The sequence below is a fragment of the Amycolatopsis orientalis DSM 43388 genome (assembly GCF_000411975.1).
Taxonomy (GTDB): Bacteria; Actinomycetota; Actinomycetes; order Mycobacteriales; family Pseudonocardiaceae; genus Amycolatopsis; species Amycolatopsis orientalis_D.
The window spans coordinates 1-23,960 of the sequence record NZ_ASXG01000117.1 but is presented as its reverse complement, the minus strand read 5'-3'; the positions used below and the strand labels follow the sequence as shown (position 1 = coordinate 23,960).

At 67.5% G+C, this 23,960-nt stretch carries 26 protein-coding genes and 1 tRNA gene; 13 read left to right on the top strand and 14 right to left on the bottom strand.

Annotation, left to right across the window (positions count from 1 at the left end):
* The coding region (locus L942_RS22490; RefSeq protein WP_037363787.1) for an FtsK/SpoIIIE domain-containing protein at positions 1 to 1,784 on the top strand (1,784 nt) is incomplete at its 5' end.
* Between the two features lie 260 nt (positions 1,785 to 2,044).
* On the top strand, positions 2,045 to 3,424 hold the full coding sequence (locus L942_RS22485) for a recombinase family protein (protein WP_158684511.1): 1,380 nt from the start codon (positions 2,045 to 2,047) through the stop codon (positions 3,422 to 3,424).
* On the opposite strand, the gene L942_RS22480 is transcribed toward L942_RS22485, so the two are convergent.
* Positions 3,421 to 3,594 carry a MerR family transcriptional regulator gene (locus L942_RS22480; protein ID WP_037363781.1) on the bottom strand — a complete coding sequence of 58 codons (174 nt, stop codon included), beginning with the start codon at positions 3,592 to 3,594 and terminating at the stop codon, positions 3,421 to 3,423. The genes L942_RS22485 and L942_RS22480 overlap by 4 nt on opposite strands.
* Positions 3,595 to 3,911: 317 nt before the next feature.
* On the opposite strand from L942_RS22480, the gene L942_RS22470 reads away from it, so the two are divergent.
* On the top strand, positions 3,912 to 4,172 hold the full coding sequence (locus L942_RS22470; protein ID WP_037363774.1) for a helix-turn-helix domain-containing protein: 261 nt from the start codon (positions 3,912 to 3,914) through the stop codon (positions 4,170 to 4,172).
* Here the strand turns inward: L942_RS22470 and L942_RS22465 are convergent.
* Positions 4,169 to 4,411: a helix-turn-helix domain-containing protein gene (locus tag L942_RS22465; RefSeq protein ID WP_051166153.1), complete on the bottom strand. Its 243-nt coding sequence runs from the start codon at positions 4,409 to 4,411 to the stop codon at positions 4,169 to 4,171. The genes L942_RS22470 and L942_RS22465 overlap by 4 nt on opposite strands.
* Positions 4,412 to 4,519: 108 nt before the next feature.
* On the opposite strand from L942_RS22465, the gene L942_RS22460 reads away from it, so the two are divergent.
* From L942_RS22460 to L942_RS22450, 3 genes are all read left to right on the top strand, one after another.
* Positions 4,520 to 4,909, top strand: a complete 390-nt coding sequence (locus L942_RS22460) for a hypothetical protein (protein WP_037363768.1) — start codon at positions 4,520 to 4,522, stop codon at positions 4,907 to 4,909.
* Entirely contained in the window at positions 4,906 to 5,511 is a 606-nt protein-coding gene (locus tag L942_RS22455) for a DUF3558 domain-containing protein (RefSeq protein ID WP_051166152.1), read from the top strand. Before L942_RS22460 ends, L942_RS22455 begins: the two co-directional genes overlap by 4 nt.
* 148 nt (positions 5,512 to 5,659) lie before the next feature.
* A complete protein-coding gene (locus L942_RS22450; RefSeq protein WP_037363765.1) occupies positions 5,660 to 6,190 on the top strand; it encodes a hypothetical protein in 531 nt (176 codons plus the stop codon).
* A gap of 61 nt (positions 6,191 to 6,251) precedes the next feature.
* Here the strand turns inward: L942_RS22450 and L942_RS22445 are convergent, their stop codons facing one another.
* The 9 genes from L942_RS22445 to L942_RS22425 all read right to left on the bottom strand — a co-directional run bounded on the left by L942_RS22445 (position 6,252) and on the right by L942_RS22425 (position 11,697).
* Positions 6,252 to 6,521, bottom strand: coding sequence for a hypothetical protein (locus L942_RS22445; RefSeq protein ID WP_158684510.1), 270 nt, complete (start codon positions 6,519 to 6,521; stop codon positions 6,252 to 6,254).
* 1,017 nt (positions 6,522 to 7,538) lie between these two features.
* Positions 7,539 to 7,694: a hypothetical protein gene (locus L942_RS44385; protein WP_158684509.1), complete on the bottom strand. Its 156-nt coding sequence runs from the start codon at positions 7,692 to 7,694 to the stop codon at positions 7,539 to 7,541.
* A gap of 75 nt (positions 7,695 to 7,769) precedes the next feature.
* A complete protein-coding gene (locus L942_RS22440) occupies positions 7,770 to 8,468 on the bottom strand; it encodes a hypothetical protein (protein WP_037363761.1) in 699 nt (232 codons plus the stop codon).
* A gap of 381 nt (positions 8,469 to 8,849) precedes the next feature.
* Entirely contained in the window at positions 8,850 to 9,107 is a 258-nt protein-coding gene (locus L942_RS22435) for a hypothetical protein (RefSeq protein ID WP_037363758.1), read from the bottom strand.
* Positions 9,104 to 9,307, bottom strand: a complete 204-nt coding sequence (locus L942_RS22430) for a hypothetical protein (RefSeq protein WP_037363757.1) — start codon at positions 9,305 to 9,307, stop codon at positions 9,104 to 9,106. Before L942_RS22430 ends, L942_RS22435 begins: the two co-directional genes overlap by 4 nt.
* Before the next feature lie 541 nt (positions 9,308 to 9,848).
* Positions 9,849 to 10,643 carry a hypothetical protein gene (locus L942_RS44380; protein ID WP_158684508.1) on the bottom strand — a complete coding sequence of 265 codons (795 nt, stop codon included), beginning with the start codon at positions 10,641 to 10,643 and terminating at the stop codon, positions 9,849 to 9,851.
* Positions 10,621 to 10,764: a hypothetical protein gene (locus L942_RS44375; protein WP_158684507.1), complete on the bottom strand. Its 144-nt coding sequence runs from the start codon at positions 10,762 to 10,764 to the stop codon at positions 10,621 to 10,623. The genes L942_RS44380 and L942_RS44375 overlap by 23 nt, the downstream gene beginning before the upstream one ends.
* Before the next feature lie 271 nt (positions 10,765 to 11,035).
* Positions 11,036 to 11,161, bottom strand: coding sequence for a hypothetical protein (locus L942_RS45905; protein ID WP_268745736.1), 126 nt, complete (start codon positions 11,159 to 11,161; stop codon positions 11,036 to 11,038).
* Positions 11,158 to 11,697 carry a hypothetical protein gene (locus L942_RS22425; RefSeq protein ID WP_037363755.1) on the bottom strand — a complete coding sequence of 180 codons (540 nt, stop codon included), beginning with the start codon at positions 11,695 to 11,697 and terminating at the stop codon, positions 11,158 to 11,160. Before L942_RS22425 ends, L942_RS45905 begins: the two co-directional genes overlap by 4 nt.
* A 541-nt stretch (positions 11,698 to 12,238) precedes the next feature.
* On the opposite strand from L942_RS22425, the gene L942_RS22420 reads away from it, so the two are divergent.
* The 3 genes from L942_RS22420 (at position 12,239) to L942_RS22410 (ending at position 15,364) form a co-directional block, all read left to right on the top strand.
* Positions 12,239 to 13,408 (top strand): DUF3631 domain-containing protein, encoded by a 1,170-nt coding sequence (locus tag L942_RS22420; RefSeq protein ID WP_037363752.1) that lies wholly within the window; start codon positions 12,239 to 12,241, stop codon positions 13,406 to 13,408.
* A gap of 287 nt (positions 13,409 to 13,695) precedes the next feature.
* Positions 13,696 to 13,995 (top strand): helix-turn-helix domain-containing protein, encoded by a 300-nt coding sequence (locus tag L942_RS22415; protein WP_037363749.1) that lies wholly within the window; start codon positions 13,696 to 13,698, stop codon positions 13,993 to 13,995.
* Positions 13,996 to 14,005: 10 nt separating this feature from the next.
* Positions 14,006 to 15,364: a tyrosine-type recombinase/integrase gene (locus L942_RS22410; protein WP_037363747.1), complete on the top strand. Its 1,359-nt coding sequence runs from the start codon at positions 14,006 to 14,008 to the stop codon at positions 15,362 to 15,364.
* 92 nt (positions 15,365 to 15,456) lie between these two features.
* Here the strand turns inward: L942_RS22410 and L942_RS22405 are convergent.
* Both L942_RS22405 and L942_RS22400 read right to left on the bottom strand, forming a co-directional pair.
* A tRNA-Ser gene (locus tag L942_RS22405) sits at positions 15,457 to 15,541 on the bottom strand.
* 63 nt (positions 15,542 to 15,604) lie between these two features.
* Positions 15,605 to 16,354, bottom strand: a complete 750-nt coding sequence (locus L942_RS22400) for a PP2C family protein-serine/threonine phosphatase (protein ID WP_037363745.1) — start codon at positions 16,352 to 16,354, stop codon at positions 15,605 to 15,607.
* 77 nt (positions 16,355 to 16,431) lie between these two features.
* On the opposite strand from L942_RS22400, the gene L942_RS22395 reads away from it, so the two are divergent.
* Both L942_RS22395 and L942_RS22390 read left to right on the top strand, forming a co-directional pair.
* A complete protein-coding gene (locus tag L942_RS22395) occupies positions 16,432 to 18,183 on the top strand; it encodes an HsdM family class I SAM-dependent methyltransferase (RefSeq protein ID WP_037363784.1) in 1,752 nt (583 codons plus the stop codon).
* A gap of 17 nt (positions 18,184 to 18,200) precedes the next feature.
* A complete protein-coding gene (locus L942_RS22390) occupies positions 18,201 to 19,094 on the top strand; it encodes a serine/threonine-protein kinase (protein WP_037363743.1) in 894 nt (297 codons plus the stop codon).
* Here the strand turns inward: L942_RS22390 and L942_RS22385 are convergent.
* On the bottom strand, positions 19,078 to 19,596 hold the full coding sequence (locus L942_RS22385; RefSeq protein WP_037363741.1) for a hypothetical protein: 519 nt from the start codon (positions 19,594 to 19,596) through the stop codon (positions 19,078 to 19,080). The genes L942_RS22390 and L942_RS22385 overlap by 17 nt on opposite strands.
* Before the next feature lie 245 nt (positions 19,597 to 19,841).
* On the opposite strand from L942_RS22385, the gene L942_RS22380 reads away from it, so the two are divergent.
* Both L942_RS22380 and L942_RS22375 read left to right on the top strand, forming a co-directional pair.
* On the top strand, positions 19,842 to 20,471 hold the full coding sequence (locus L942_RS22380; RefSeq protein WP_037363740.1) for a L,D-transpeptidase: 630 nt from the start codon (positions 19,842 to 19,844) through the stop codon (positions 20,469 to 20,471).
* 87 nt (positions 20,472 to 20,558) lie between these two features.
* Positions 20,559 to 23,540: a PQQ-dependent sugar dehydrogenase gene (locus L942_RS22375; RefSeq protein ID WP_037363737.1), complete on the top strand. Its 2,982-nt coding sequence runs from the start codon at positions 20,559 to 20,561 to the stop codon at positions 23,538 to 23,540.
* Positions 23,541 to 23,960 lie beyond the last annotated feature (420 nt).

The window sequence follows — 23,960 nt, the reverse complement described above, 5'->3', positions numbered from 1 at the left end:
TCGGCCGTCTGCTGGGCCGCTTGCGCCACTGGGTGTTCGACGGCGAGTCCAAGCCGGTGCGGATGAACGCCCGCGACCGCAACGATTCCGAGGTGTACATGAAGCTGCGCGAGGCCCGCAACGAGGCCGTGCGCCGCCGCATGGCCCCGGTCATGGTCGGGCTCGTGGTGCTGCTGGCGATCGTGTACCTGGCCATCACCTACGTCACGCCGTTCTGGAACTGGACGGTTCTGGTGTCGGCCATGACGCTGGTGGGCTGGTGGGGCGCTCCGGCGGACAAGCCGGTCGCCGGGCGCGCGGTGGACGGCGTGAAGACGCCGAAGCTGACCAGTGACGCGATCGTGTCCGCGCTGGGCTCGCTGGGCATCGGCGAGCTGAACAAGGCCCTCGCGAAGAAGCCGGACGCGATCGGGTTTCCCAACCCGATCCAGCGCGACGGCGACGGCTGGCGCGCCGACATCGACTTGCCGCTGGGCGTCACCGCGGGCGACATCATCGCCAAGCGCCAAGAGCTGTCCTCGGGCCTGCGCCGCCAGATCGGGTGCGTGTGGCCGGAAGGGGACGCGAAAATCCACGAAGGACGGCTCGTGCTGTGGGTCGGGGACCGGGACATGTCCAAGGCGAAGCAGAAGCCGTGGCCGCTGGCCAAGCCGGGCGCGACGGTGGACCTGTTCAAGGCCCAGCCGTTCGGCACCGACCAGCGCGGCCGCTGGGTGGAGATCACGCTGATGTTCGCCAGCATGATCATCGGTGCGGTCCCGCGGATGGGCAAGACGGTGTCGCTGCGGGAACTGCTGGTCATCGCCGCGCTCGACCCGCGCGCCGTGCTCTACGCGTTCGACCTCAAGGGCACCGGTGATTTCGCCGCCGTCGCGCCGTGCGCGCACGCCTACGGCGTCGGCGACGAGCCCGAGGACATCGAACGCATGGTGGCGGAGATGCGGGAGCTGCGCGAGGAGATGCGCCGCCGGATCAAGGTGATCCGCAACCTGCCGGAGTCGGTGTGCCCGGACAACAAGGTCACCCCGGAACTGGCCGCCCGCAAGGACTTGCGGCTCGCGCCGATCGTCGTGGCGGTGGACGAGTGCCAGGTTTGGTTCGAGCACAAGGAATACGGGGAGGAACTGGAGTCCATCTGCACCGACCTGGTCAAGCGCGGCCCGGCACTGGGCATCATCACCATCCTGGCCACCCAGCGCCCGGACGCGAAGTCGCTGCCCACCGGGATTTCCGCCAACGCCATCCTGCGCTACTGCCTGAAAGTGCAGGGACAGACCGAAAACGACATGGTCCTCGGGACGTCGCAGTACAAGAACGGTGTCCGGGCAACGATGTTCGCCCGCACCGACCTCGGCATCGGCTACCTCGCCGGCGAGGGCGACGACGCCAAGATCGTGAAGTCGGTGTACAAGGACGCCACCGACACCAAGAAAATCATCGCCGGAGCCCGTGCCCGCCGCGAAGCCATCGGCAACGTCACCGGCTACGCCGCCGGGGAAGAGGTCGACGTCGAGGCCGCACGCCTCGACCCGCTCGCCGACACCCTCGCGGTGTTCCAGCGCGGCGAGGACAAGCTGTGGTCCGACGTCATCGTGGGCCGCCTGGCCGACCTCCGGCCCAGCCAGTACGGCGGCTGGACCGCGCAGAACCTCGCCACCGCGCTCAAGCCCAAGGGCGTCAAGCCGAAGCAGGTGTGGGCCACCGACCCGGAGACGGGCAAGGGAGCCAACCGCAACGGCTACACCCGTGACGCCCTCACCACTGCCCAGAACAACGGACAGTAACCGAACGGAGTGGCTAGGGGCGGGCCGCGCTCTAGATCTGAGCCCCTCTAGACCTAGACCCCGCCCCTAGACACCCGCAGCCATTCTGACCAGGACTCTAGCGGCCTAGACCACTCCCGCGCCGACCAGCGGAAACACCCGCAAAACCCGGCTAGCCGCCGACACCGCCCGGCCCTAGCCCTGGCCGAACGCGCCCAAAAACAAGCACGCAGAGTCACGACCCTAAGAGGTGCACGTTGACCACACCTCAAGTCGTTAACGTGGCCACTGTGAAAATCCTACTGGCGGGCAGGCTGTCCCAGTCTCACGACAAGTCCACCAGCCTGGAGCGCCAAGAGACGAAGGGGCGCACGTGGGCGCGGGGGCAAGAGGACGCCCGCGTGGTCGGATGGGTCGCGGACGACGGCGTATCCGGCTCGGTATCCCCGTTCGACCGGGACGCACTAGGGCCGTGGCTAACCGACAACCCGCCGAAGCCTTTCGACGTCCTCGCGGCAACCAAGCTGGACAGGATCGGCCGAAGCGCCCGGGACATCCTGGAACTTGCCGAGTGGCTATCGCGGCGCGGCAAGCGCCTCGTCTTCATTGACGACAAGATCGACACAGATGGCCCGTTCGGCAAGTTCTTCCTCACGGTGATGGCAGCCATCGCGGAACTAGAGCGCGCCTTGATCATGGAACGTACCCGGGACGCTAGGGCCAAACTCGTCGCGGACGGGTACTGGATCGGCGGGCAAGTGGCGTGGGGCTACAAGGTGATCCCGGACGGCCCGCACAAGCGCGTGGTGGTGGACGAGGACGTGCGAGACCTGGTGGTCCAGGCGTTCGAGTGGGCCGCAGACGGCCGCAACCCGGCTTGGATATCCCGAGAGCTTCAGCGGCTCGGAGTCGACACACCACGCGGCGGAGAAGCGTGGTCCCGGAAAACCGTAGCCGTCTTGCTGGAACGTGACCTGTACATTGGCCTCGGCGACGTGCCCGCGATTGTCGACCCCGACCTGTTCGCCAGGGCCGGAAAGAAGCTGTCGGCGGCAAAACACGGCCGGGCCGCCCGAGCGACCTCCGGCCATTGGGCCGGGACAGTGTTCTGTGCCGAGTGCGGCGGGAAGCTCTGGAGCCGCAACGAGAAGCGGCGGGGCCGGGTTTACTACTGCCAGCACAAACACGGGAAAGACATCCGCGAGGACTTGCTGGATGACGTAGCGAAAGCGGAATTCATCTCCGCGTTCGGCAAAGAACCCGTCGTAGACATCATCGTCCACCCGGACACGACGGCGTCCGAGGTGGCCCTCTGCCGGGCGAAGCTGGATCGGGTGAACGAACGCTTGCGGACGGCTGACGGACCAGACAGGGCGGCAATCCGTACTGAGCGGGACGCGATCGAGACCGAGCTAGACGAACTGGAGTCACGGCCGCCCCGAGAGGGGCGGACCGAGCGGATTCCGACCGGGGAAACGTGGGAGCAACGGGCCGACCGGATGGACGCGCCCGAGCTGGCGGACGAGATACAGCAACGCGGGTTCACGTTCGGCGTCCGGCTGCTGTCGATCAAGCCGCTGGATCTTGAGATCTCGGTCACCGAACACTCGCCCGTTCCCGCCCCGGAAGCGGTCGCCTACCTGGAGCAGCAATCCGACTAGCGGCGATCCTGTAGCTGACGCTTGAGCGCGTCGACGTCCCATCGGGCATGCCCGCCCGGCGTCACCACCTCGGGCGTGACATCGCCTGCTTTCCACCACCGCTGAAGCGTCCGGCGGTCGACGCCGATGGCCTTGGCGGCCTCGGCGGTGGGAAGCAGGCGATCAGTCACTTGCCTACTTTCACCCGCAGATGTCGCACTCGTCCATCCAGGTGACGCACTCCACCGTGTTAATACGCGAACACAGTCGTTCACGTACGATTGTCGCGTTTAGCCGCGTTCGGGAGGGCTGCTATGGGCGGGTACTCGGCCGTGACGCCGGTCTGGACGATGACCACTGACGGGTGGCGGCACCTGGTGGTGCTCGTCCTTCGGCACTCCGACGGCACGATCGTGAAGGCGATGTGTCGTCGGTGGCTGGCACCCGCGCCGCCAATCGGTGATCCCGCGAGATGCCCCGAGTGCGCCGAGCACGACAACCCCGGCGAATGAACGAAGATCCGGCGCGGCAACTGGGCGACGCGCTCCGCGAAGCACGCGAGCAACGACGCTTCGGCGTGCGCGAGCTGGCCCGGCGTATCGGCGTCTCTCCGGGGCGGATTGCCTTGTGGGAGCAGGGCAAGCGTGTGCCCAGCCCTATACAGGTCGCCCTCATCCTCGGCGCGCTCGGCATCGTGGGCACCGAGCAGAAGCGAATTCTGGAATTGGCGCTGTTCCACCGTCTCTACCGGACGGGCGAACGCGCCTAGTCCTCCGGCGGCTTGAGCCCCCGAACCAGCTCGGCCGGATCGACGCCGAGTCCGGCGGCGAACTTGAGCAGGTTGTGCAGGCTGACGTTCCGCAAGCCGCGCTCCAGTTGACTCACGAACGTCCAGTGCACCCCGGCCCGCCGGGCAAGCTCCTCCTGACCGATGCCCTGCGGTTCCCGCAGCTTCCGCACGCGCACGCCCAGTTCCCGCGTGGCTTCCGACTGCGGTTCCTTCACCATGGACGGCAACCTACCTTCCCGGTTTCGCCCCACCGGCAGTCGGTGATCCGATACCATCCGTGACTGTCTGCAAATGCAGACAGCGGCCGGGGAGGGGCTGGATCGAGCATGTGGGAAGACACCGCGTTCACCGTCGCCGCAACCCAGGACGACAAGGCCAGCGCCCCGGACGGCTTCGTACTGGAGCCCGACGAGGCCCGTATGCTGCTCACGAAGCTGACCGGCGTCCAGCAGAAGCTCAAAAAGATGCAAGCCAAGGCTGCGTACCTGTGCTCGATGCGGACGCCGTCGCAAGACCCCTCGACCGCCGCGGCGCACAAAGCGATGATCGGGAACGGCCAGGGACTCGGTGCCTACGACTACGGTGGCGGACACATCGATCTCCAGCTCGAATACATCACCGAGCTGGTCGAGCGCATCCAGAAGGCGCTCGGCGTCACCGTGGCCAGCGACGAGGATCAGGGCGGCTTGATCACCGGAGCAGGAAAGAGCGAATGAAGTCCCGTACCCTCCTCCCCGTCGCGGCAGCCGGGCTGCTGCTCGCCGCGTGCTCGACCCCCACGGGCGGTGTCCCCTCACCCGTGCCCAGCACACCCGCATCATCCTCCGCAGGCTCCCTGCCCTACGGCGGAGCGCCGAAGGTCGAGAACCCGTTGCCGGACAGCGTCATCTCCGGGAGCCCGTGCGACGCGCTCACCCCCGAGCAGGTGACGCACGACGTGGGCCACGCCGCCGACGGCGAACCGGAAACGCTGCCCATCGGCGCGTCGTGCACCTGGTCCAACACCGCCGGAGCCAGCCTCGGCATCTACTTCACCAACAAGCGGCACGAGGGTTTGAGCCCGTACTACGACCAGACGCGCAAGCAGATGAAGCGGTTCGACGTCCTGCCGCCGATCCAGAGCTACCCGGCCGTCGCGTACTCCGACAAGCCGGGGCCGGTCTCGTCCTTCTGCCAGGTCGCGGTCGGCATCGCCGACACCGCCGATTTCGTCGTCAGCGTGTCTGTGGGCAACGGCAGCACCGCCGACGCCTGCCCGATCTCGACCCAAATCGCCGGGCAGGTGCTGACCAACCTCAAGCAGAAAGCCGGTCGCTGACCCGACGCGCCGGATTGGTTCAGTGGCGCACGCCCCACGGACCAGGATAACCCCTGTTCAGAGACGTGAACCAAAATGCCGGCCACTGTCCGCGGCCCAGGATTGGTTCGGCCCTCCCGACAGCGCATCATCGTGCTTGAATCTCGCCATGGCTTCCGAATGGATCACGGGCGTGTTCGGTGCAGGCGGCGCGGCGATCGGTGCGGCGGCGACGATCGCGGCGAACCTGGTTACGGGTCGCAATCAGGCGAAGTTGGAGAAGGCCAAGAGAGGGAACACCAACGTCGACCTTCGGCGCACGGTGTGCACTGAGTACCTGTCGACTGTCTATAGCTTCATGGACAAAGCGCGTGAGGTCGTCCGGACCACGCGCTATCAGGCATCGGAACAGGAGATCGAGGCCGCCCATGATGCGTACCTGTTGGAGTGGGAAAAGGTGCACCAGAGGTGCGCCCCGGTGAAAATCGTCGGGCCGCTCGAACTGCGGAAGTCGGCCGAGTCAGTTCGTTCGAAGTTGGCTGCAATCGGAGGCGTGGCGGACGAGCACTATTCAGCCCACCAGCAGGGCAACCCACGGAGGCGGGCGGGGGACATCACCCACGTGCTGCTGGCCGCTGGGGACACAGTCGAGGAATTCGTAACGTTGGCCAGCGAGCACACCCAGGAGCGCGAGGGCTGAAAGGCCCAGCCGATCCTCCCCACGGACACCGTGGCCGGTTCGCGTAGTGACGGATGAGGGCTCACGCTCGCTTGCGGAGCAGGCGGATTAGCCCGGCCAAGCCGAGACCGCCGCCAAGGGTCGCACCGCCGAAGCCGACGACGATCGGCGAGCCGCTAACGGCCATCGCGAGTGCGACGAGGGTCAGTGCAGCAATCACGAGCGCGGCCAGGAACCAGGCGGGTCCCACGGTCTCAGGCAGGCGGTCGATGAGCATCGTCAGCGCGCCGTCCGGGCGGGACGGTTCCGTGGGGTCCGGCGCTGCCGCCGAGGGCTTTTCGGTAGTCGTCACGCCGCAAGACTGACCAGGTGAAACCCCGAGCGCAACCGCCCAAAACGGACCGGCTGGCAACTCGAAAACCGGCGTCCTGTCCGACCGCGTCCCGGAACTACCGGGCCAGGGGGGCCGAGTGCGCGAAGCCGAGCGATCAACGCTCCCACCTGGGAAAACAGGCAGTGCGAAAACCCCCTTTATCCGCGTTCCGAGTGTGTTTTACCGCACAAAATTGGTGGCCGTAAGAATCGCACCGCCCACCGGTAGCGCGGGTCAGCCCGTTCGCCCGCGCGTACTCGCCCCGACAGTGCTGGCACTCGCGGCAAGCCGTGATCCGCTCGGCATCCGACGGACAACAGCCGTCGCCCCGCAATGACGCGGGCCGCTCGAATCACCACCGAGGCAACCCTTTGGCCGCCCGCAAGGCGGCATCGGCCGCCGGAGCGTGGCTTGGCTACTTCGGCACACACGTTGTCCAATTGTCCACAGTGCACTAGGTAACGGATATTCGCGCTGATCAGCGCGATATGCAGAAGTAAGTCGTTACCCGAAGCGGACCTTTTGAACCTGACGGACCCGGCAGAGACCTCCCCAGCGGTCCGGAAGTGATCCACATCGGGGGTTACCCCCCATAGGTATCACGATGTCGTGAGCTGGAAACGGACCGCTCGGTATGCTTGGTGACCTGTCAACCGAACGGTGAGCCCTGGTTGAGCACGGTCTCCCGCGAGTGGCACGAGTGACACAAGCCTCGGCCGTTGGCTGGGTCATTGGGGTTCATGCCCTTGAGCACGAGCTGATCCCTGCTCAGTGGCCAATGGTCAGCGTGCACCGAGCGTCGACGTCGACACAGCACGCACACTGGATCACGAGCGAACACGCGCACGCGGAACACCTCGTGTCCCTTGCCGCCGTAGCCGCGGCTGGCACTGGTGCCCCGTGCCCGGTCTGCCTGGGCTCGGTGGTACGGGCAACGGCCGCCGCCCTCGGTCAGCTCAGGGCACCCTGCCACCGTGCACACCCGGTAGCCCGGTCTCACGGGAGGGCGAACCCGCAGGGCGGGGCGTCGTCGCCCTCGTCATCCTCTGCCACCTCGGTGAGGGTGCCGAGTGCGAGCGCAACCGAGTTGTCTTCGCGGGCAAGACTGAACGAGATGATCTCCCGGCCGAAGAGGCAGAGGCACAGGACCACGGTGGTATCCCTTCGGGGGAGTAGGTAGGGGGCAGGGCGGTAGCCCTGCCGTGCACCTACGGCCCGCCTGGCTGGCTATTCGACCCGGCCGCCGGTTCCGTCGAGGCTCCCATTCGTCTCGGCGTCGATTCGCATCCGGGCGAGCCGGACGGCTTCGGGCGGCGAATCGACGAGACGCCGATGTCGGATGATGTCGCCGAGAGGGTTGTTCTTCAGGACGGTCCGCCGGTTGACGACGTTCGTCTCCCAGGCGCCGAGGACCGCCCACTGTCCGATGACGTCGGCGGCCCGCGAGACCTGAGACTCGGCAGCATTGAACGCCGACCAGGCGGCGAGGTATGCCTGTTCGGCTTCCTGGTAAGCGGCTACTGCCTGCGCCCCGCACGCGGGAGCATCCTCCCTGATGGCTTTCCTTACGGCGTTGCGGGACAAATGCGCGGCGTGCGTGTGCTGAGCAGCTAGCGCCAACGCGCGGGCTCGCTTCTCCCTCAGCTTGTCCAGCTCGTACGGAATCTCGCCGGTGTCCTTGCCCTCGGCCAGCGCGGCGGAGACGGCCGCTCGATATCGCTCGTCGGCGAGGGCTTCCGGTGTCGTTTGCAGGACGTCGTACGCGTCGGTGAGCGCGTCGTCGGCGGCCCCGGTATGGCGGGCCATCTCCTCGACGGCTTCTGCGATCTTGTCGGTGACGTAGCCGCCGGGGGTGTTCGGAACGTCGGGGATGCGTTCCGTCGCGTGGTCGAATTCGGACCAGGCCGAACGGTCTTCGAGAGCCATTTTTCTCCTTGTTAAACGAAAAGAAGCGCCTTTGGGGGGGCGCTTCGCGGGTTTGCTATTTGGCCGTTGAGTAGGGGGACGTACTTGGTTTCCGTGTCTGGCGCTGAACGGTGACGGGTCGGTGCCACGTCCGGACTACGCGAACTTCGGCCGACCCGTCTTCGAGATCTACAATTTCGTACAGGCCGCGGACGCTGCCATGAGCGACCACGAACGTGCAGCATCCGTCTACTGCCAGCGCATCGACCATGCAGGGCGAGAGATAGCGGGAGACATCTGCCATCGGAACGGGCTGGCTGTATTCGGCGGCGGCGCGAAGGTACGAGCGTTTGCCGGTCGCTGGAGTCGGTTTCGTCGGCGGCGGTGTCGGAACTGGCGTTGTCACGTAGTCGTCTTCCGGAGCTGGGAGTTGGCGGCGAGGTACGCGGCCACGTCGGGGTAGACGGCGTGATCGCCAGCCACGTGAACCGCACTTCGCTCGATCAACGACCAACCGCCCTCGGCCTCACACCAGGCGGGCAGCACTCGGGCCCTCACCAGGCGGCAGACGTCGCAGACAACGACGCGGGCCCTGGTGCGCCGGACGGCCGAGTTCTCGGCCTGGCGGGCGAATGCGCCCGCTGTCTCGTCGTCGGTCACGGGGTCACCTCGGCGACTATGCGGAGCAGTCGTTGCGTCGAGTCGAAGGACGGCCGCCGGTTGTCCGCCCGAAGCCAGCAGCGGACGGCTTGCTCGGTTACCCCGAGCTTCCTGGCCAGCGCGCGGACGCGTTCGCCGTGGGTGTCCCCGAGCTGCCGGTTGATAGCGGCGGAGACCAGCTCCGGCGCACACTGAAACACTTGTCTCTCCTTTCAGGAAACGAAAAAAGCCCCGCTAATGGGCGGGGCTACTGGGGTAACGCAGAAAAATAAATCCGGCAATGAGCGGGAACCGCCAAGAGGAAATAAGCTCGGCCACTGTCGGAAGACTGGTTGTCTGAACGGCCTTTAGGGCGTTCCTCAGTCAACCTTGGTTAGCTTGGCCGTTCGGCTGACGCCGACGGCTTAACCGTGGTTGACCTTCGCGAGCATGGGACCTTTGTTGACTGGTCGCTGTGTTCGCTGTGTTCACCCCATAGACACTGTTCCATCGGCGAATCCGGAACACGAGGTGACCGAGTTCACTTCGGATGCCCTACCGGCAAGGCACCAGAGCTAGCCGGGTAGCGATGAGTAGGCCGCCCAGACGAGCGTTCTTCCCGCTGACGCCCCGGCCTGGCTAACTCAGCCCGCCTCGTCCACCCTGGCCCCGTCCTGCTCGCCCGGCACGGAGCCCCGATTGATCCGGTTCCGAACGGCTTACGCCGCTGGTTCGCCTCCATCTTGCTCAGTGGCTTGTCGGTCATGCGGACGCTTGCACGTTCCACCAGTCAGCATGACGGCCGCCGCGTTTGCATGTGCAGTCGGTGAACCGATTCCAGCCGGGCTCGTCCACCTCAACCGGGCAGACGTCGTTGTCCGGCTCGGTCGACTCGTCGTCTGCGGTCGACGCGTACTCCCCATTGTCGGCGGCTATCGCAAGTTGAGCGCGCGAAGCGGCGCTCTTCTCGTTGACTCCGGCTGTCTCCACACCCCCGGAGGGTGTGGTGGCATTAGCGTCGGTGCCCTGGTGCATGAGAGAGCTTTGTTTACTAGAGAATCGGGCGGATGATCCGCCCATTGCGTCCCGAGAATCCTGGGCTTTCGGGGAAGCAGCCGAAACGTATCGGGCGGATGATGCAGCCGAAACGTCTGCCGCCTCGGCCGGGCGTATCGGGCGGATGGTCCGCCCACTACGCTGCCCCCGGTGTTCCCGATAGTCGGCTGGCCAGGCAAGCCGCCAGACCGTCGCCCTGTTCTTTTTCATGCCGGTATCCACGATCCAGCCAGTAGCGGCCAGCGTGTCCAGGTGCTCACGCTCGACTCGCTCGGATCGGCCGGTGATCTTTGCCAGCGTCCGGCGAGACGCGTGAAAGGTGCGCTGTCCGTGCCAAGCACGCTCAGCGAGAACGAGTGCCGTAACCCACGTTGCCGCTCCCATCCGGTCATCTCGCATTACGGCAGACGACCAGTCGCGACGCCATTTGCGGGGGCCCTGTTCTTCGCTGCCCTCGAATTCGAGCGCCTCGGTGTGGTCAGCGCCGGCGCTGGTGGTCATCGTTGCGGTTCTCCTCGTTGAAGGGTTCGCGCCGAGTGGCGCGGAGTTCGTAGTAATGGCGGACGGCGCGTTTGCGCCGCTTCTCTTGCTGTTCCGCGGAATACCGGCGTTTCTCGGGCATCACTTCTCCTGGCAGGTGCAGTCGGTGCACAGGTCCCACTCCAGCGAGCTGGTGTTCACGGTTGCGGGGCCAGCACAGGCACCGAGCGGCCGACGCACGGCCCGCAGCCCGGGTCCCACGTGCCGCCGTGGCCGCCGCATGGGCGGACACGGGCCGTCCACTGGGCCGCTGTCGGCGTGGGCAGCAGCAGAGTCCGGGGGCCCGGCGCGGCAAGCGCCGGGCCCGTCGTCAGCTCATTTCGCCATCTCCCTGGTAATGGCGATCTACTTCGTCACTCGACCCAGCAGCGGGCCGACGACGACACGGTCGGCGCGTCGCACAGCAGTTCCGGCGCTCGCCGTTCTCCGGCGAGCGTCACCAGCGACGCGACCATGATGCCGAAGTCCCGGGCGGTCACTTTGCCGCCCGCTGGTAGGTCTGGCAGCGGATACGGCCGAAATACCACTCCGCGTCGTCGGCTTCGTGCTCGTGTTCCAGGGCCCATCCGCCAGCGGCAAGCTCCTTGGCGACCGGGGCGAACATCGGGTCACCGTCGGCGACGAGCACGCTGCGGTAGACGTTCAATTCGCCGTTCAGGAGGACCCCGGCGAACAGCATCCGGCCGGAGTCCACCAGGACACGCGACCATATGGACGGCTTCCGGCATCCCTGCTCCGCCAGCAATGCGGCCAGCCGGTCGGATTCCTTCGCGTGCAGCTCGGTTTCCGCGGCAGTCCACGAGTCCAGCCGGTCCAGTCTGGCCAGCGTCTGATCAACCTCGCCGATCCGCTCCGAAAGAACCTCATCGGTCAGCCGCGAATAGAAGTCCGCCCGCATCGCTACGGCCGTCTCGCGATCCAGGAACACCAACGCCATCCGGTGGGCGGTAGGTTCGCCCAGCTCACAGGCAAACTCGGTGTACTGGTCGTGCTGGTCGCGGGTGATCTCGCGCATTGGTGCTGCCTCTCGTCTCGCGCTAACCGAGGACTGCTCCGCTGCTCCCGTGATCCGGCATGTGGTGCCCGGCAGGCCTCCCGGAAAGAAGCCGTGTTACCTCGGCGGCCGGTAACCCGGCCTGAGGTTGGCCAAGTTAGATACTTGTAGTCCACGCACGCCACCCGTGGCCCGGTCCACGGACCGGCCCGCCCGCCGGTCACCATCCCGTTCGCCGACTACCGCGACCTCGTCGCCGACGCCGCCGCCTGGCGGCAGCTCACCACCAGCCCGCACGTCGCGGAACTGCTCGCCGAATGGGTCGAGTGGGACCGCCGCCGCACCGCCCGTCAGACATCGAACGCCGTCTGCGCCGCCGGGAACTGGCGCGCCAACGCCGCCACCCCGACCTACGCCGAACTCGCCCGCCGCCGCGCGACGTTCACCCGGCCCGCCCTCACGCCACAGCAGATCCGCGCCACCGCCGCCGCGTCCTGGGCGCGGGTCGAGGCCCGCCACGCCCATGCCGGCATCCGCGCCGCCTGACCGAGAGGACCACCCCATGACCACGCTCGACACCGAACAGTCCACACCGGACGGCGCAGCCCTGCTCGACTCGCTGCGCACCGCGCTGACCCGCTACGTGTCCTTGCCCAGCCCGGAAACCGCCGACGCCATCACCCTGTGGATCGCGGCCACCCACGCCCAACCGGCGTGGGCGCACGCCCCCCGGCTCGTGATCCGCGCCCCGGAGAAGCGCTGCGGCAAGTCCCGGCTGCTCGACATCGTCGAGGCCACCTGCCACAACCCGTTCATCACCGTCAACAGCTCACCCGCCGCCGTCTACCGGTCGGTCACCAACGACCCGCCCACGCTCCTGGTGGACGAGGCGGACACGATTTTCGGGCCGAAGGCGGACGGGAACGAGGACTTGCGCGGGCTGCTCAACGCCGGGCACCAGCGCAACCGCCCGGCCAAGCGCTACGACGCCACCAACAACCGGGTGGAGTCCATCCCCACCTTCGCGATGGCCGCCCTCGCGGGGATCGGCGCGATGCCCGACACCATCGAGGACCGCGCCGTCATCGCCCGGATGCGCCGCCGCGCCCCCGGGGAAACCGTTGCCCCGTACCGGCACCGCCGGGACCGGCCCGCGCTGCGCACCCTCGCCGACCAGCTCGCCGAGTGGCTGCGCTCCGACCTGCCCGCCCTGGAAGCCGCCGAACCGGAGATGCCCGTGGAAGACCGCGCCGCCGACACCTGGGAACCCCTCGTCATCGTCGCCGACCACGCCGGAGCCGACTGGCCCGACCGCGCCCGCCGCGCCGTCCTCGCCCTCACCGCCGCCGACTCCGAGACCGACGACAGTTCCGAACGCGTCCGGCTCCTGGCCGACTGCCACGCCGCGTTCGGCGACACGCGAGTCCTGACCACGGGGCAGCTCCTGGCGCGGCTCAACGCCGACCCGGAAGCCCCGTGGTGCGGATACGGGCCGACCGGGCTCACTCCCGCCAAGCTCGCCAAGCTGTTGCGCGAGTACGGCATCCGCTCCGGCAACATCCGTCCCGACGACGGGCCGCAAGCCAAGGGCTACACCCGCGCCGACTTCACCGACTCCTGGGCGCGCTACTGCCCCGGCCTCGCCGACGACCCGGCCGCGGCGGCGGGGGAGCGGGACGGCTGTGACACGTCACCCGGAGTCGTTCCGATCCGCCGCGCCCGGTCCGCCTGACCAACCCTCAGCGGGGTAGGCGTCCCTGCCGTCCCAAGCGTCCCCGCGCAGCTCACGCCCGGGACGGCACCGATCCCCGGGACGGCACCACCCGTCCCGCCCGGCCGTGCTGGGACGGGTGGTGCCGTCCCACGGAAACAGCCGTCCCAGGTCTGACCTGCGACGGGACGGCTGGGACGGCTGGGACGCCTACCCCCTCCCGCATCAGCGACCAACTCGACCAGACCTGGGGGAGAGCCCATGCGCATCGCCGACGCCAGCCGCACGACCCGAAAGGCTCACCACCAATGGCTACCGCCGACGACATCACCCAGCTCGCCACCACTCTCGCCCAACTCGCCGAACGCCTTGCAGCCAACGAAGTCGACGCCGCTCGACCCGCGCCGCGGCCAATGCCTACACGGGTCCTGCTGACCGTCGAAGAGGCCGCCGAGCGCCTCGGCATCGGCCGGACATTCGCCTACCGCCTTGTCCGGTCAGGGCAGCTCGAATCAGTTCAGATCGGTCGCCTCCGCCGAATTCACGTGTCCGCAGTGGACGACTACGCCGCAACCCTTGTCCGCAACTCGATCCAAGACGCCGCCTGAGGGGGATGCAATGGCAAGGAAGAAGCGCCCAGAGGGCACCCGCGCGCCGAACGGCTCAAGCAGCGTCTATTTCAGCGAAACGGATGGCCACTGGCACGGCCGGGTCACCGTTGGCAAGAAGGACAACGGGAGGCCGGACCGCCGTCACACCATGTCGAAGGACGAAACCAAGGTCCGCAACAAGGTTCGCGAGTGGGAGAACGAGCGCGATGAAGGGCGCGTTCGGAAGGCGGGCCAAAACTGGACCGTTGAAAAGTGGTTGAACCACTGGCTGAACGAGATCATGGCCCCGCCGACGATCACCGAAAATGCTTGGGATGCTTACGAAGTTGCTTGCCGTGTACATCTCATTCCGGGCGTCGGGGCGCATCGCCTCCAGCGTTCTCACGCCGATGACAAGCTGGAAGCGGAACACCTGGAGAAGCTGTATCGGAAGATGATGCGCGAGGGCTCGTCCGCGGGCCGCGTGCACCAGGTGCACCGGACCATCCGTACTGCGCTGAAGGAAGCGAAGAAGCGCAAAATCATAGCGGACAATCCCGCTGAACTCGCGCGCGCTCCGAAGGTCGAGGACATCGAGACCGAACCGTACGACGTTGACGAAATCCAGAGCATTCTGGAAACCGCGAACAAGCGGCGAAACAGTGCTCGGTGGGCCATCGCACTCGCGCTCGGCTTGCGGCAGGGCGAAGCGCTCGGGCTCCAGTGGCCGGATGTGAATTGGGACGGCTGGGACCAGCCGTGCGACGAGCACGCGGTCTCGTTCTGCCCGGAGTGTTTCGAGCACCACGCCACCGAGATCGGGGTGCGTCGGAACCGTCTCCGTCCGAAGTACAAGCACGGTTGCTCTAAGCCGTGCGGGCGGAAGTTCGCGGGCTATTGTCCGCAGCGGGTCGCGACGCGCAAGGAAACGGCGGGCACGAAGTCGAGGGCGGGCAAACGGTGGATCGGGCTGCCGAAGGAACTCGCGCTGCTCCTGGTGCGCCACATGGAGGCGCAGGCCCGGGAACGCGAGCTGGCTGCCGATCTGTGGGAGGAGACCGGGTACGTCTTCACCAAGCCGACCGGTCAACCGCTCGTGCCGAACACCGACTACCACCACTGGAAAGCTCTGCTGAAGGAAGCGGGAGTGAAGGAACGTCGACTCCACGACGCTCGGCACACCGCGGCCACGGTGCTGCTGCTCCTGGAAGTCCCGGAACGGACCGTGATGGCCATCATGGGATGGTCCAGCACGGCCATGGCGGCCCGGTACCAGCACGTGACCGACCGCATCCGCCGTGGCGTCGCGGGACGCGTCAACGGGCTCCTGTGGGCACCTCCGGCCAAGCCGGACGACGAGGGAGACGAGGCACCGAAGGTGGCCTAACCGGGGTCAATTGAAACTAAAAATGAGACTAAGACGGGAAACGCCGGTCGCCCCAAACCTGGGGCGACCGGCGTTTCCGCTGGTTACCGCTGCGGAGGATACAGGATTCGAACCTGCGAGGGCGTGAACCCAACACGCTTTCCAAGCGTGCGCCTTAGGCCGCTCGGCCAATCCTCCGTGGGGAAGAATACCGGATGGCCCTCGCGCCTTCCGCAGGTGGTCCGACCTGGGGGAACCGGTTCAGGCCGGGACGACGTCGGCGACCACGATGGTGATGTTGTCCGGGCCGCCGCCCTCGTTGGCCAGTGCGATGAGCCGCGGGACGATTTCCTCCGGCGCGCCCTGGGAGAGGACCTCCTGGATGGCCGGTTCGCTGGCACCGGCGGTGAGGCCGTCGGAGCAGAGCAGGTAGCGGTCGCCGGTTTGCGGGGTGAACTCCCAGACGTCCGGTTCGGCCGAGCCGGTGCTCAGGAGGGCCTTCATCAGCATCGAGCCGCGCGGGTGGCCGTCGGCGTCGGCGGCGCTGATGGTGCCGTCTTCGACCAGGGCCTGGGCCAGGGTGTGGTCGCGCGTGATGCGCTGGAGTTCGCCGTCGCGCAGGAGGTAGCCGCGGGAGTCGCCGACGTGCGCCGCGGCGAAGTGGGTGCCGTCGAACAGCAGTGCGGTCAGCGTGGTGCCCATGCCTTGCGTGGCGGGGGTTTCCTCGGCCACTCGCGCGAGCTGGTCGGCGACCCGGCGCACGCCGTCGGAGAGCAGGTTCGACAGGTTCTGCGCGGTGAGGTCCAGGGTGCGCAGTTCCGCGTCCAGCGAGGCCAGCACGCTGACCGCGGTCGAGCTGGCCACCTCGCCGTGCGGCTGGCCGCCGATCCCGTCCGCCACCACGAGCATCCGCCCGCTGGCGTACACGGAGTCCTCGTTGTTGGTGCGTCGTCGCCCTTGGTCGGAGCCCGCGGAGTAGCGCAGGGTGAACCGGGTCTGCTCGGTGGCCATGGTCCCATGAAACCATTGGTTGACTGAGTTAACAAGCGAAACGATGGAAACCGCTGTCGTCGGCTATCGTGCTCGGCATGGCAGACGACGCGGCGGTGAGTGCGGCCGACATCGCGCGCCTGGCGGGGGTGCGCCGGGCGGCGGTGAGCAACTGGCGGCGCCGCCATGACGATTTTCCCAAGCCGGTGGGCGGCACGGCATCCAGCCCGTTGTTTTCGCTGCCGGAGGTGCAGGCGTGGCTGCGCGGGCGCGGCCGTCCGTTCGAGCTGGCGCCGATCGACGAGGCGTGGCAACGGCTGCGTGCGCTCGGCGACGACCTCGACCTCGGCGCGCGGCTCGCGGCGGTCGGCGAGTACCTCGCGGGCGACTCGGAGGGGCCCGGCGATCCGGAGTTGCTGGCGCTGATCTCCCAGCTCGCCTCGAGCGAAGGCGCGGCGGAGACCTTCGAGCAGCTCTGCGACCGGTTCTTCGAAGCACACGCCCGCCGGCTTTCCACCACGCCGACCGCGTACGCCGACCTGATGGTGCGGCTGACCGGCGCGAAGGGCGCCACGGTGCTCGACCCGGCGTGCGGTTTCGGCTCGCTGCTGCTGGCCGCCTCGGCGACGCGGGCGCGAGGGCAGGACGTCGACCCGGACACGGCGCGGATCGCGGGCATCCGGCTGCGGCTGCACGGTGCGGACGCCGAGGTGCACGCCTCGGACGCGTTGCGCGCGGACGCTTTCGCCGATCGGCTGGCCGACGTCGTGCTGTGCGACCCGCCGTTCAACGAGCGCGGCTGGGGACACGAGGAACTCGTCGGCGACGCGCGGTGGGAGTACGGCCTGCCGCCGCGCGGGGAGTCGGAGCTGGCATGGGTGCAGCACTGTCTCGCGCACGTCAAACCCGGCGGCGCGGTAGCGGTGCTGATGCCGGGAGCCGCGGCCGGACGGCGGAGCGGGAAACGCATCCGGGCCAATCTGCTTCGGACGGGCGCGTTGCGCGCGGTGTGCACGCTCGCCCCGGGCACCGATCTATGGCTGCTCACACGACCGGAACCGGGGCAGCGCGCGCCCGCGACGGTGCTGATCGCGGACACCACAGCGGAGCAGGTCGAGCAGGTCGAGCAGGTGTGGCAGGACTTTCTGGCCGACCCGGACACCGGCGAACGCATCATCGACGTCCTCGACGACGACGTCGACCTGACCCCGTCCAGCCGGCCCGGCGGAACCGATTCCGGGGAGGCTTTTCTTGCCGCGCAACGGCTTTTCGGGCAGATCGGGATCGAGTTGCCCGAGCTGGAACCGGCTTCGGCCGAAGCGGTGCACACGACCGTCGGCGAACTGGTGAAGGCGGGCGCGCTGCGGATCACGCACGCACCGCCGCGTACCGCCGACGGCGACGAGCCCGTGCTGACCACCGACGACGTCCTGATCGGCGGTCCGCCGACCGGGCACGCCGCGGCCGATCCGGCGGCGGTGTTCGCGCAGGAAGGCGACGTGGTCGCGTCGGTCACCGGCGCGGTGATCGTCCATAGTGGAGCGCCGGTGCGGCTCGGGCCCGCGCTTTCCCGCTATCGCGTGGATCCGGAGCTGCTCGACGCGCAATTCCTCGCCGGCTGCCTGCGCGCCGCGGACTTCCCGGTGCACAGCGCGTCGACCCGGATCGACGCGCGCCGGCTCAAGGTGCCGCGGCATCCGCTCGAAACGCAGCGTGCGTACGGTGTCGCGTTCCGCGCGCTCGCGGACTTCGACCGGGCCTTGCGGCAAACCGCGGAAATCGGCCGCGACCTGGTGCGGCTAGGCTTTGCCGCACTCGCCGAAGGACGGCTGAAGCCCGGTGGCGGGTGAGCGCTGTGAGGGGGCCCATGCTGATCGCGGACCGCTACGAGGTCGACGATCTGCCGCTCGGGCGGGGCGGCATGGGTTCGGTGCACCGCGGGTTCGACCAGCGGCTCGGCCGGCACGTCGCGATCAAGCTGCTCCGGCTCCCCGGCGGCGACGAAGAGCTGGAGGAACGCTTCGCCCGCGAAGCGCGCATCCTCGCCACGCTCGACCACCCCGGCGCGCCCACGCTGTACGACTTCGGCACGCATGACGACCGGTTGTTCCAGGTCATGCAGTTCGTGGAAGGCGTGGCCCTGGACGATCTGCTCGCCGAGCACGGTCCGCTTCCGGTGCCCTGGGCGGCGGCGATCGCGGCGCAAGCGGCCGCGGTGCTCTCGGCGGCGCACGCTCGCGCGGTCTGTCACCGCGACCTCAAGCCGGCCAACCTCATGCTCTGTCCGGACGGCAGCGTGAAGGTGATGGACTTCGGGCTCGCTGTGTTGCGCGAAGCGGACACTGCTCGCTTCACGCGTGCGGGACAGCTGCTGGGTACACCGTCGTACATGGCTCCGGAACAGATCCAGCGCGGGCACGCCGAGCCGCGAAGCGACCTGTACGCGCTGGGTTGCGTGCTGCACGAGATGCTGACTGGCCGTCCGGTCTTCACCGGGCCGACCGCGTACGCGGTGTTCGACAAGCAGGTGAAGGAACCAGCGCCAGTCGTTCCCGGCGTACCTCGGGAGCTGAACGCCCTTCTCGCCGCGACGCTCGCGAAGGATCCTTCGATGCGACCGTCTGGGGCGGAAGTGCTGTACGCGCATCTCGTGCCCTTCGCGCGCGACTTGCCGCCGTTGCCGGGATTCCTGCACCCGGCGACCGTGCTGAGTCCTTCGCGGATGTACGCGCGCATGGTGGGGCTTAGCGGCCTGCGTTGATGCGCGTCGGCGTCTGCTCCGAGAGCGGCAGGCCGCGCTTCTGAATGCGGTAGTAGGTGAAGGCGTTCTGTACGCCGATGCTGATGCCGATCGTGAGCATGATCGTCGAAGACGTTACGGCGCTGCTGACGCCGAGCGCCGCTCCGATGAAGGAGAATCCGACGCGTACGCCGATGGTGGCGAACCACAGCACGAGCGTGAGCGGAGTGCCCTTCACGAACGTCGTGCCTTCGCGAGCGCTGAGGACCGAAGTCGAGCTGCGCAGGACGCCGAGCAGGCCGAGGACCACGATGTCGCCAGCGAGGAGTGCGTACTCCGTCGCGGTCGCGCTTTGCAATGAGGTGGCGGCGGAGAACACGCCGATCGCGGTCAGGATGAACGGGAGCGTCATCAGGCGCTTGCGGCTGAGCAGCGTGCCGCGCCACTGCCGGTAGACGACCCGGTAGAGGACGAGCGCGGCGATCGCGACGTAGAGAACGATGGTGAGCGGGCCGAGGTTCACGGTGTTCCTTCGCGGAGATGGTCGGCGGGTGCCGGGAGGCTGCCCGGTGTGCTTCCAGCCTCGCCGGAATCGATGCGGTTTTCGTCGGCGTACGGGCTGGTGCCGGGTGGATTCGCGGATCAACCCGGGGGTGGAGACGCCGGATCGTGACCATTGCCGAGCAACCACCGTGGGGTGATGGTCGTCTATTCGGGTGATACGGGTCCTGCCTGATGCGACCCGACCGAACGCGGGGGTACCGGATCGTGAAAAGGGTTCTGGTGGGGATGGCGGCGCTGGCCGCGGCTTTCGGGCTCGTGGCGTGCTCCGGAGGCACGGCTGGTTCGGCTTCCGGCGGCGGCGCGGTGGCCGCGGCGGCGAGCGTGCCCAGCTCGTCTTCCAGTGCGCCGACCAGCAGTTCTGTCCCGGCGACCAGCAGCAGCCCGGAGAGCACGAGCGCGAAGCCGACTCCGAAACCGACGCCCAAGCCCACGCCAAAGCCGAAGGCGGACCCGGAGCCGAGCACCGCCGACGTCCCGTGCGCCGCGGCCGCCGCCGCTTCGGGCACCAGCGCCTGTGTCGACCTTTCCGCGCACCGCGCCTGGCTGCTGCAGGACGGCAAGGTGATCTACGGCCCCGTCTCGATGCTGCCCGGGCGCAAGGGGCACGCGACCCCGACCGGCACCTTCCACGTGTTGTCCAAGGAAAAGCTGCACCTGAGCAAGGAGTTCGACGACGCGCCCATGCCGAACTCGGTCTTCTTCTACCCAGGCGACGCGTTCCACACCGGCAGCCTGAAGGTGTACTCGCACGGCTGCATCCACCTGTCGGCGACCTCGTCTCTCCGGTTCTTCAACACGCTGCACGTCGGCGACGTGGTCCAGGTCGTGCCCTGACGCGTCACGGTCGAATAAACATCACCCGATAGCGGCAACTCTGTGCCCCTTTTGAGCGATTACCGGTCGCTGAGAAAGGGGTCCTGAATGGCCTGGCGCAAGCTCCGTTCCCTGCTGGTGGCCGCACTCGCGGTCGTTGCCGTCCCCACTGTGGTCACCGCGGTCGCCCCGGCGGCAGCAGCCGGCACTCCGGCGCTGCCGCCGGGGTTCGTCTTGCGGGACCTGCCCACCGGGCTCGGGCAGTACGAGTTCACCGACTTCGCGTGGCTGCCCGACGACAGCGTGCTGGCCCTCGGCAAGTCCGGTGTCGTGAACTGGGTCCCGGCCGCGGGCGGCGGCGCGCCGAAGCGGATCGCGGCCTTCCCGGTCGAAACGCAGGGCGACATGGGGCTGACGAGCATCGCGCTCGCGCCGGACTACGCCACCTCGCACCAGATTTACCTGAACCGCTCGGTCTCGCTGGGCAACGGCCAGTACACCCTGCGCGCCGCAAAGTTCACCGTGCAGCTGGACGACGCGGGTCATCCGTCCGGACTGACCGGAGAGCAGGTGATTTTCGACCTGCCCGGCAGTCCGTATTACATCCACGGTCTCGACACGGTTTATCCCGCGCCGGACGGCACGCTCTGGTACTCCGTGGGCGACAACGGCGACGCGGGCAAGACCAATCCGGTCGCCTTCGTCGCACAGGACCTCGATTCGCCGTTCGGCAAGATCCTCCACCTCACCGCGGACGGCAAGGGCGTGCCGAGCAATCCGTACTACAACGCCGCCGCGCCGGATTCCGCGCGCAGCAAGGTGTTCGCCAGCGGGTTCCGCAACCCGTTCCGGTTCAGCCTTGACTCGAAGAGCGGCCTGCCGGTGGTCGGCGATGTCGGCTGGTACACGTGGGAAGAGCTGGACGTCGTGCAGCCGGGCGCGAATCTTGCTTGGCCTTGCTACGAGGGGAACCATCAGACACCGGGGTATTCGGCTGACGCGCGTTGTGCTTCCGTGGTGAACACGCCGCCGTTGTGGGACTACCAGCACGGCACTGGTCCCGCGCAGGGCAACAGCGTCACTGGCGGGGTTGTGTACGGCGGCACGACTTATCCGGCGGCGTACCAGGGTGCGTACTTCTTCGGGGACTACGCGGGGCAGAAAATCTGGACGCTGCGGTATGACGCGCAGGGCAAGCTGACGCAGGCCCCGGCGAGTCCTGCGCCGTTCCAGAATGTCGGCGGGGTTACTCGGATCTCCGCCGCGCCCAACGGGGACATCGTGTTCAGCGACCTCAACGCCGGCGTGCTGCGGCGGTTGAGTTACTCGACGAACAACGCTCCGCCGGTGGCCAACGCCACGTCCTCCACGGATCCGGATACTCGCACGGTTTCCTTTGATGCCAGCGGTTCTACTGACGCTGACGGGGATCCGCTTACCTACTCGTGGGACTTCGGTGACGGCAGTTCCGGCAGCGGGGTGCAGGTCAGTCACCAGTATGGGGACGGGGCTTCGTTCACTGCGAAGTTGACGGTTTCGGATCCGCTTGGCGGGGTGGGGACCGCGAACGTTGCTGTCGCGCCGGGGAATCACTCGCCGGTGTTGACGTTGTCCGCACCGGACAAGACTTTCGCGGTGGGTGAGCCGGTTTCGCTGTCTGCGACGGCTACTGACGTGGAGGACGGGGCGCTTCCGGTCACGTGGACGTCGTTGATCCGGCACTGCCCGAATCTCGGGGCCTGCCATGTGCATCCTGGTGATGGTGCTGCGGGACCGACCCTGACGGTGCCGTTTACCGATCACACGGACTCCCGGATGGAGTTCACCGCAACGGTTACCGATAGCGCTGGGGTGCAGGCTAGTAAGACTTATGTCGCTTATCCGCGCCAGCATCGGCTGACGTTGGTCGGGACGCAGCCTGCCGCGTTGAGCATTCCTAGTGAGGGCGGCGTCAGCAGTGCGATGGTCACTGAGGGGGCCACATTTGACGTGACTGCGGCGTCGGTTGGTACTGACGGGGTTTCCAAATTCGCTGGGTGGGCGGGTGGTCCGGCTACTTCCTCGTGGTCGATCACCGTGGGGACCGGTGACATGACGCTGACTGCCAACTATGTGACGGCGATTGATCAGCGGTATGCCGCCGAGCCTGGGTTGCGGAGTTTGCTTGGTGCGCCAGCCGGGCCCGAGGTAGTCGACGGTGCGGTGCGGTATCGGGTTTACGCGAATGGGCGGTTGTATTGGTCCGCGGCCAGCGGGGTGCATCAGATCGGCGGGCAGATTTTGGCTCGGTATCTCGCGATCGGCGGGCATCAGGTTTATGGTCCGCCGGTGACCGATGAGACTTCGACTCCGGATGGGGTCGGCCGGTACAACCATTTGCTTGGGACGCCGGGGAGTCAGGCAGCTTCTGTGTACTGGACGCCTTCTACCGGGGCGCATTCGGTGCAGGGGCAGATTCGGGTCAAGTGGGCCGCGCTCGGATGGGAGCGGGGCATGGGCTATCCGACTACCGATGAGTCTGGGACTCCGGACGGAGTGGGGCGGTACAACCACTTCACTGGCGGGTCGATTTACTGGACGCCTGCCGTGGGGGCGCATCAGATCAAGGGGGCTATTCGGGACAAGTGGGCTTCGCTCGGATGGGAGCGAGGGCTGGGGTACCCGACTACGGATGAGTCTGTGACGCCGGATGGGATCGGGCGGTATAACCACTTCACGGTGGGTGGGTCTATTTACTGGACGCCGTCGACCGGGGCGCATCAGATTGGCGGGGCTATTCGGGATAAGTGGGCCTCGCTGGGGTGGGAGCGGGGGTTGGGGTATCCGACTACCGATGAGACCAGTACGCCTAATGGGGGTGCTCGGTATAACCACTTTACTGGGGGTGGGTCGATTTATTGGAGTCCTGCTACCGGGGCGCACATGGTGCAGGGGGAGATTCGGAAGCGGTGGGCCGCGTTGGGGTGGGAGAGAGGGTATTTGGGGTTGCCTACCTCGGATGAGTACCGGATCAGCGGGGGTGCTCGGAGTGATTTCCAGGGTGGGTTCGTTGTTTACCGGAATGGGGTTACGTCGGATTATCGGTGGTGACGGGGGCGGCTCGTCGCCTGGCGGCGACATTGCGCCTCGTCGCTGGCGTGGGGCACCCCGAAGTTTGATTGTGCAGGGAGGCTTCGTATCGGGGTGCAGGGTGGGGGCTGGGTGCCTCGATGGGTGGGTGGAGCGGCTGCGGGGCGGGGGCTGGGTGCCTCGAGGGGTGGGTGCAGCGGCTGCGGTTCGGGAGTGGGTGGGGCTAGCGCCCCGATGTGGCAGGGGGGCTGATCGCAGGCGAGTGGGCACACGGGGCGGATCGGCGGGCCGTGAAGGGCTCCTTGAGGGAATCTAAGTCCGTGAAGGGGCCCTCACGGACTACGGCGGGTCGTGAGGGGGACCCTGGGGGAATCAGGGTCCGTGTTGAGTCGCAGCTGATGTGACACAGTTTGTGTCTCTCGGCATGTGACGCACCCGGGT

Excerpts from the sequence above, each read along its gene's own strand:
- L942_RS22420 (WP_037363752.1), top strand. The coding sequence starts at position 12,239 with ATGACCACGCTCGACACCGAACAGTCCACACCGGACGGCGCAGCCCTG.
- L942_RS22410 (WP_037363747.1), top strand. The coding sequence starts at position 14,006 with ATGGCAAGGAAGAAGCGCCCAGAGGGCACCCGCGCGCCGAACGGCTCA.
- L942_RS22465 (WP_051166153.1), bottom strand. The coding sequence starts at position 4,411 with ATGGTGAAGGAACCGCAGTCGGAAGCCACGCGGGAACTGGGCGTGCGC.
- L942_RS22460 (WP_037363768.1), top strand. The coding sequence starts at position 4,520 with ATGTGGGAAGACACCGCGTTCACCGTCGCCGCAACCCAGGACGACAAG.
- L942_RS22425 (WP_037363755.1), bottom strand. The coding sequence starts at position 11,697 with ATGCGCGAGATCACCCGCGACCAGCACGACCAGTACACCGAGTTTGCC.
- L942_RS22375 (WP_037363737.1), top strand. The coding sequence starts at position 20,559 with ATGGCCTGGCGCAAGCTCCGTTCCCTGCTGGTGGCCGCACTCGCGGTC.
- L942_RS22455 (WP_051166152.1), top strand. The coding sequence starts at position 4,906 with ATGAAGTCCCGTACCCTCCTCCCCGTCGCGGCAGCCGGGCTGCTGCTC.
- L942_RS22415 (WP_037363749.1), top strand. The coding sequence starts at position 13,696 with ATGGCTACCGCCGACGACATCACCCAGCTCGCCACCACTCTCGCCCAA.
- L942_RS22400 (WP_037363745.1), bottom strand. The coding sequence starts at position 16,354 with ATGGCCACCGAGCAGACCCGGTTCACCCTGCGCTACTCCGCGGGCTCC.
- L942_RS22450 (WP_037363765.1), top strand. The coding sequence starts at position 5,660 with ATGGCTTCCGAATGGATCACGGGCGTGTTCGGTGCAGGCGGCGCGGCG.
- L942_RS22390 (WP_037363743.1), top strand. The coding sequence starts at position 18,201 with ATGCTGATCGCGGACCGCTACGAGGTCGACGATCTGCCGCTCGGGCGG.
- L942_RS22470 (WP_037363774.1), top strand. The coding sequence starts at position 3,912 with ATGAACGAAGATCCGGCGCGGCAACTGGGCGACGCGCTCCGCGAAGCA.
- L942_RS22395 (WP_037363784.1), top strand. The coding sequence starts at position 16,432 with ATGGCAGACGACGCGGCGGTGAGTGCGGCCGACATCGCGCGCCTGGCG.
- L942_RS22440 (WP_037363761.1), bottom strand. The coding sequence starts at position 8,468 with ATGGCTCTCGAAGACCGTTCGGCCTGGTCCGAATTCGACCACGCGACG.
- L942_RS44375 (WP_158684507.1), bottom strand. The coding sequence starts at position 10,764 with ATGCCCGAGAAACGCCGGTATTCCGCGGAACAGCAAGAGAAGCGGCGC.
- L942_RS44380 (WP_158684508.1), bottom strand. The coding sequence starts at position 10,643 with ATGACCACCAGCGCCGGCGCTGACCACACCGAGGCGCTCGAATTCGAG.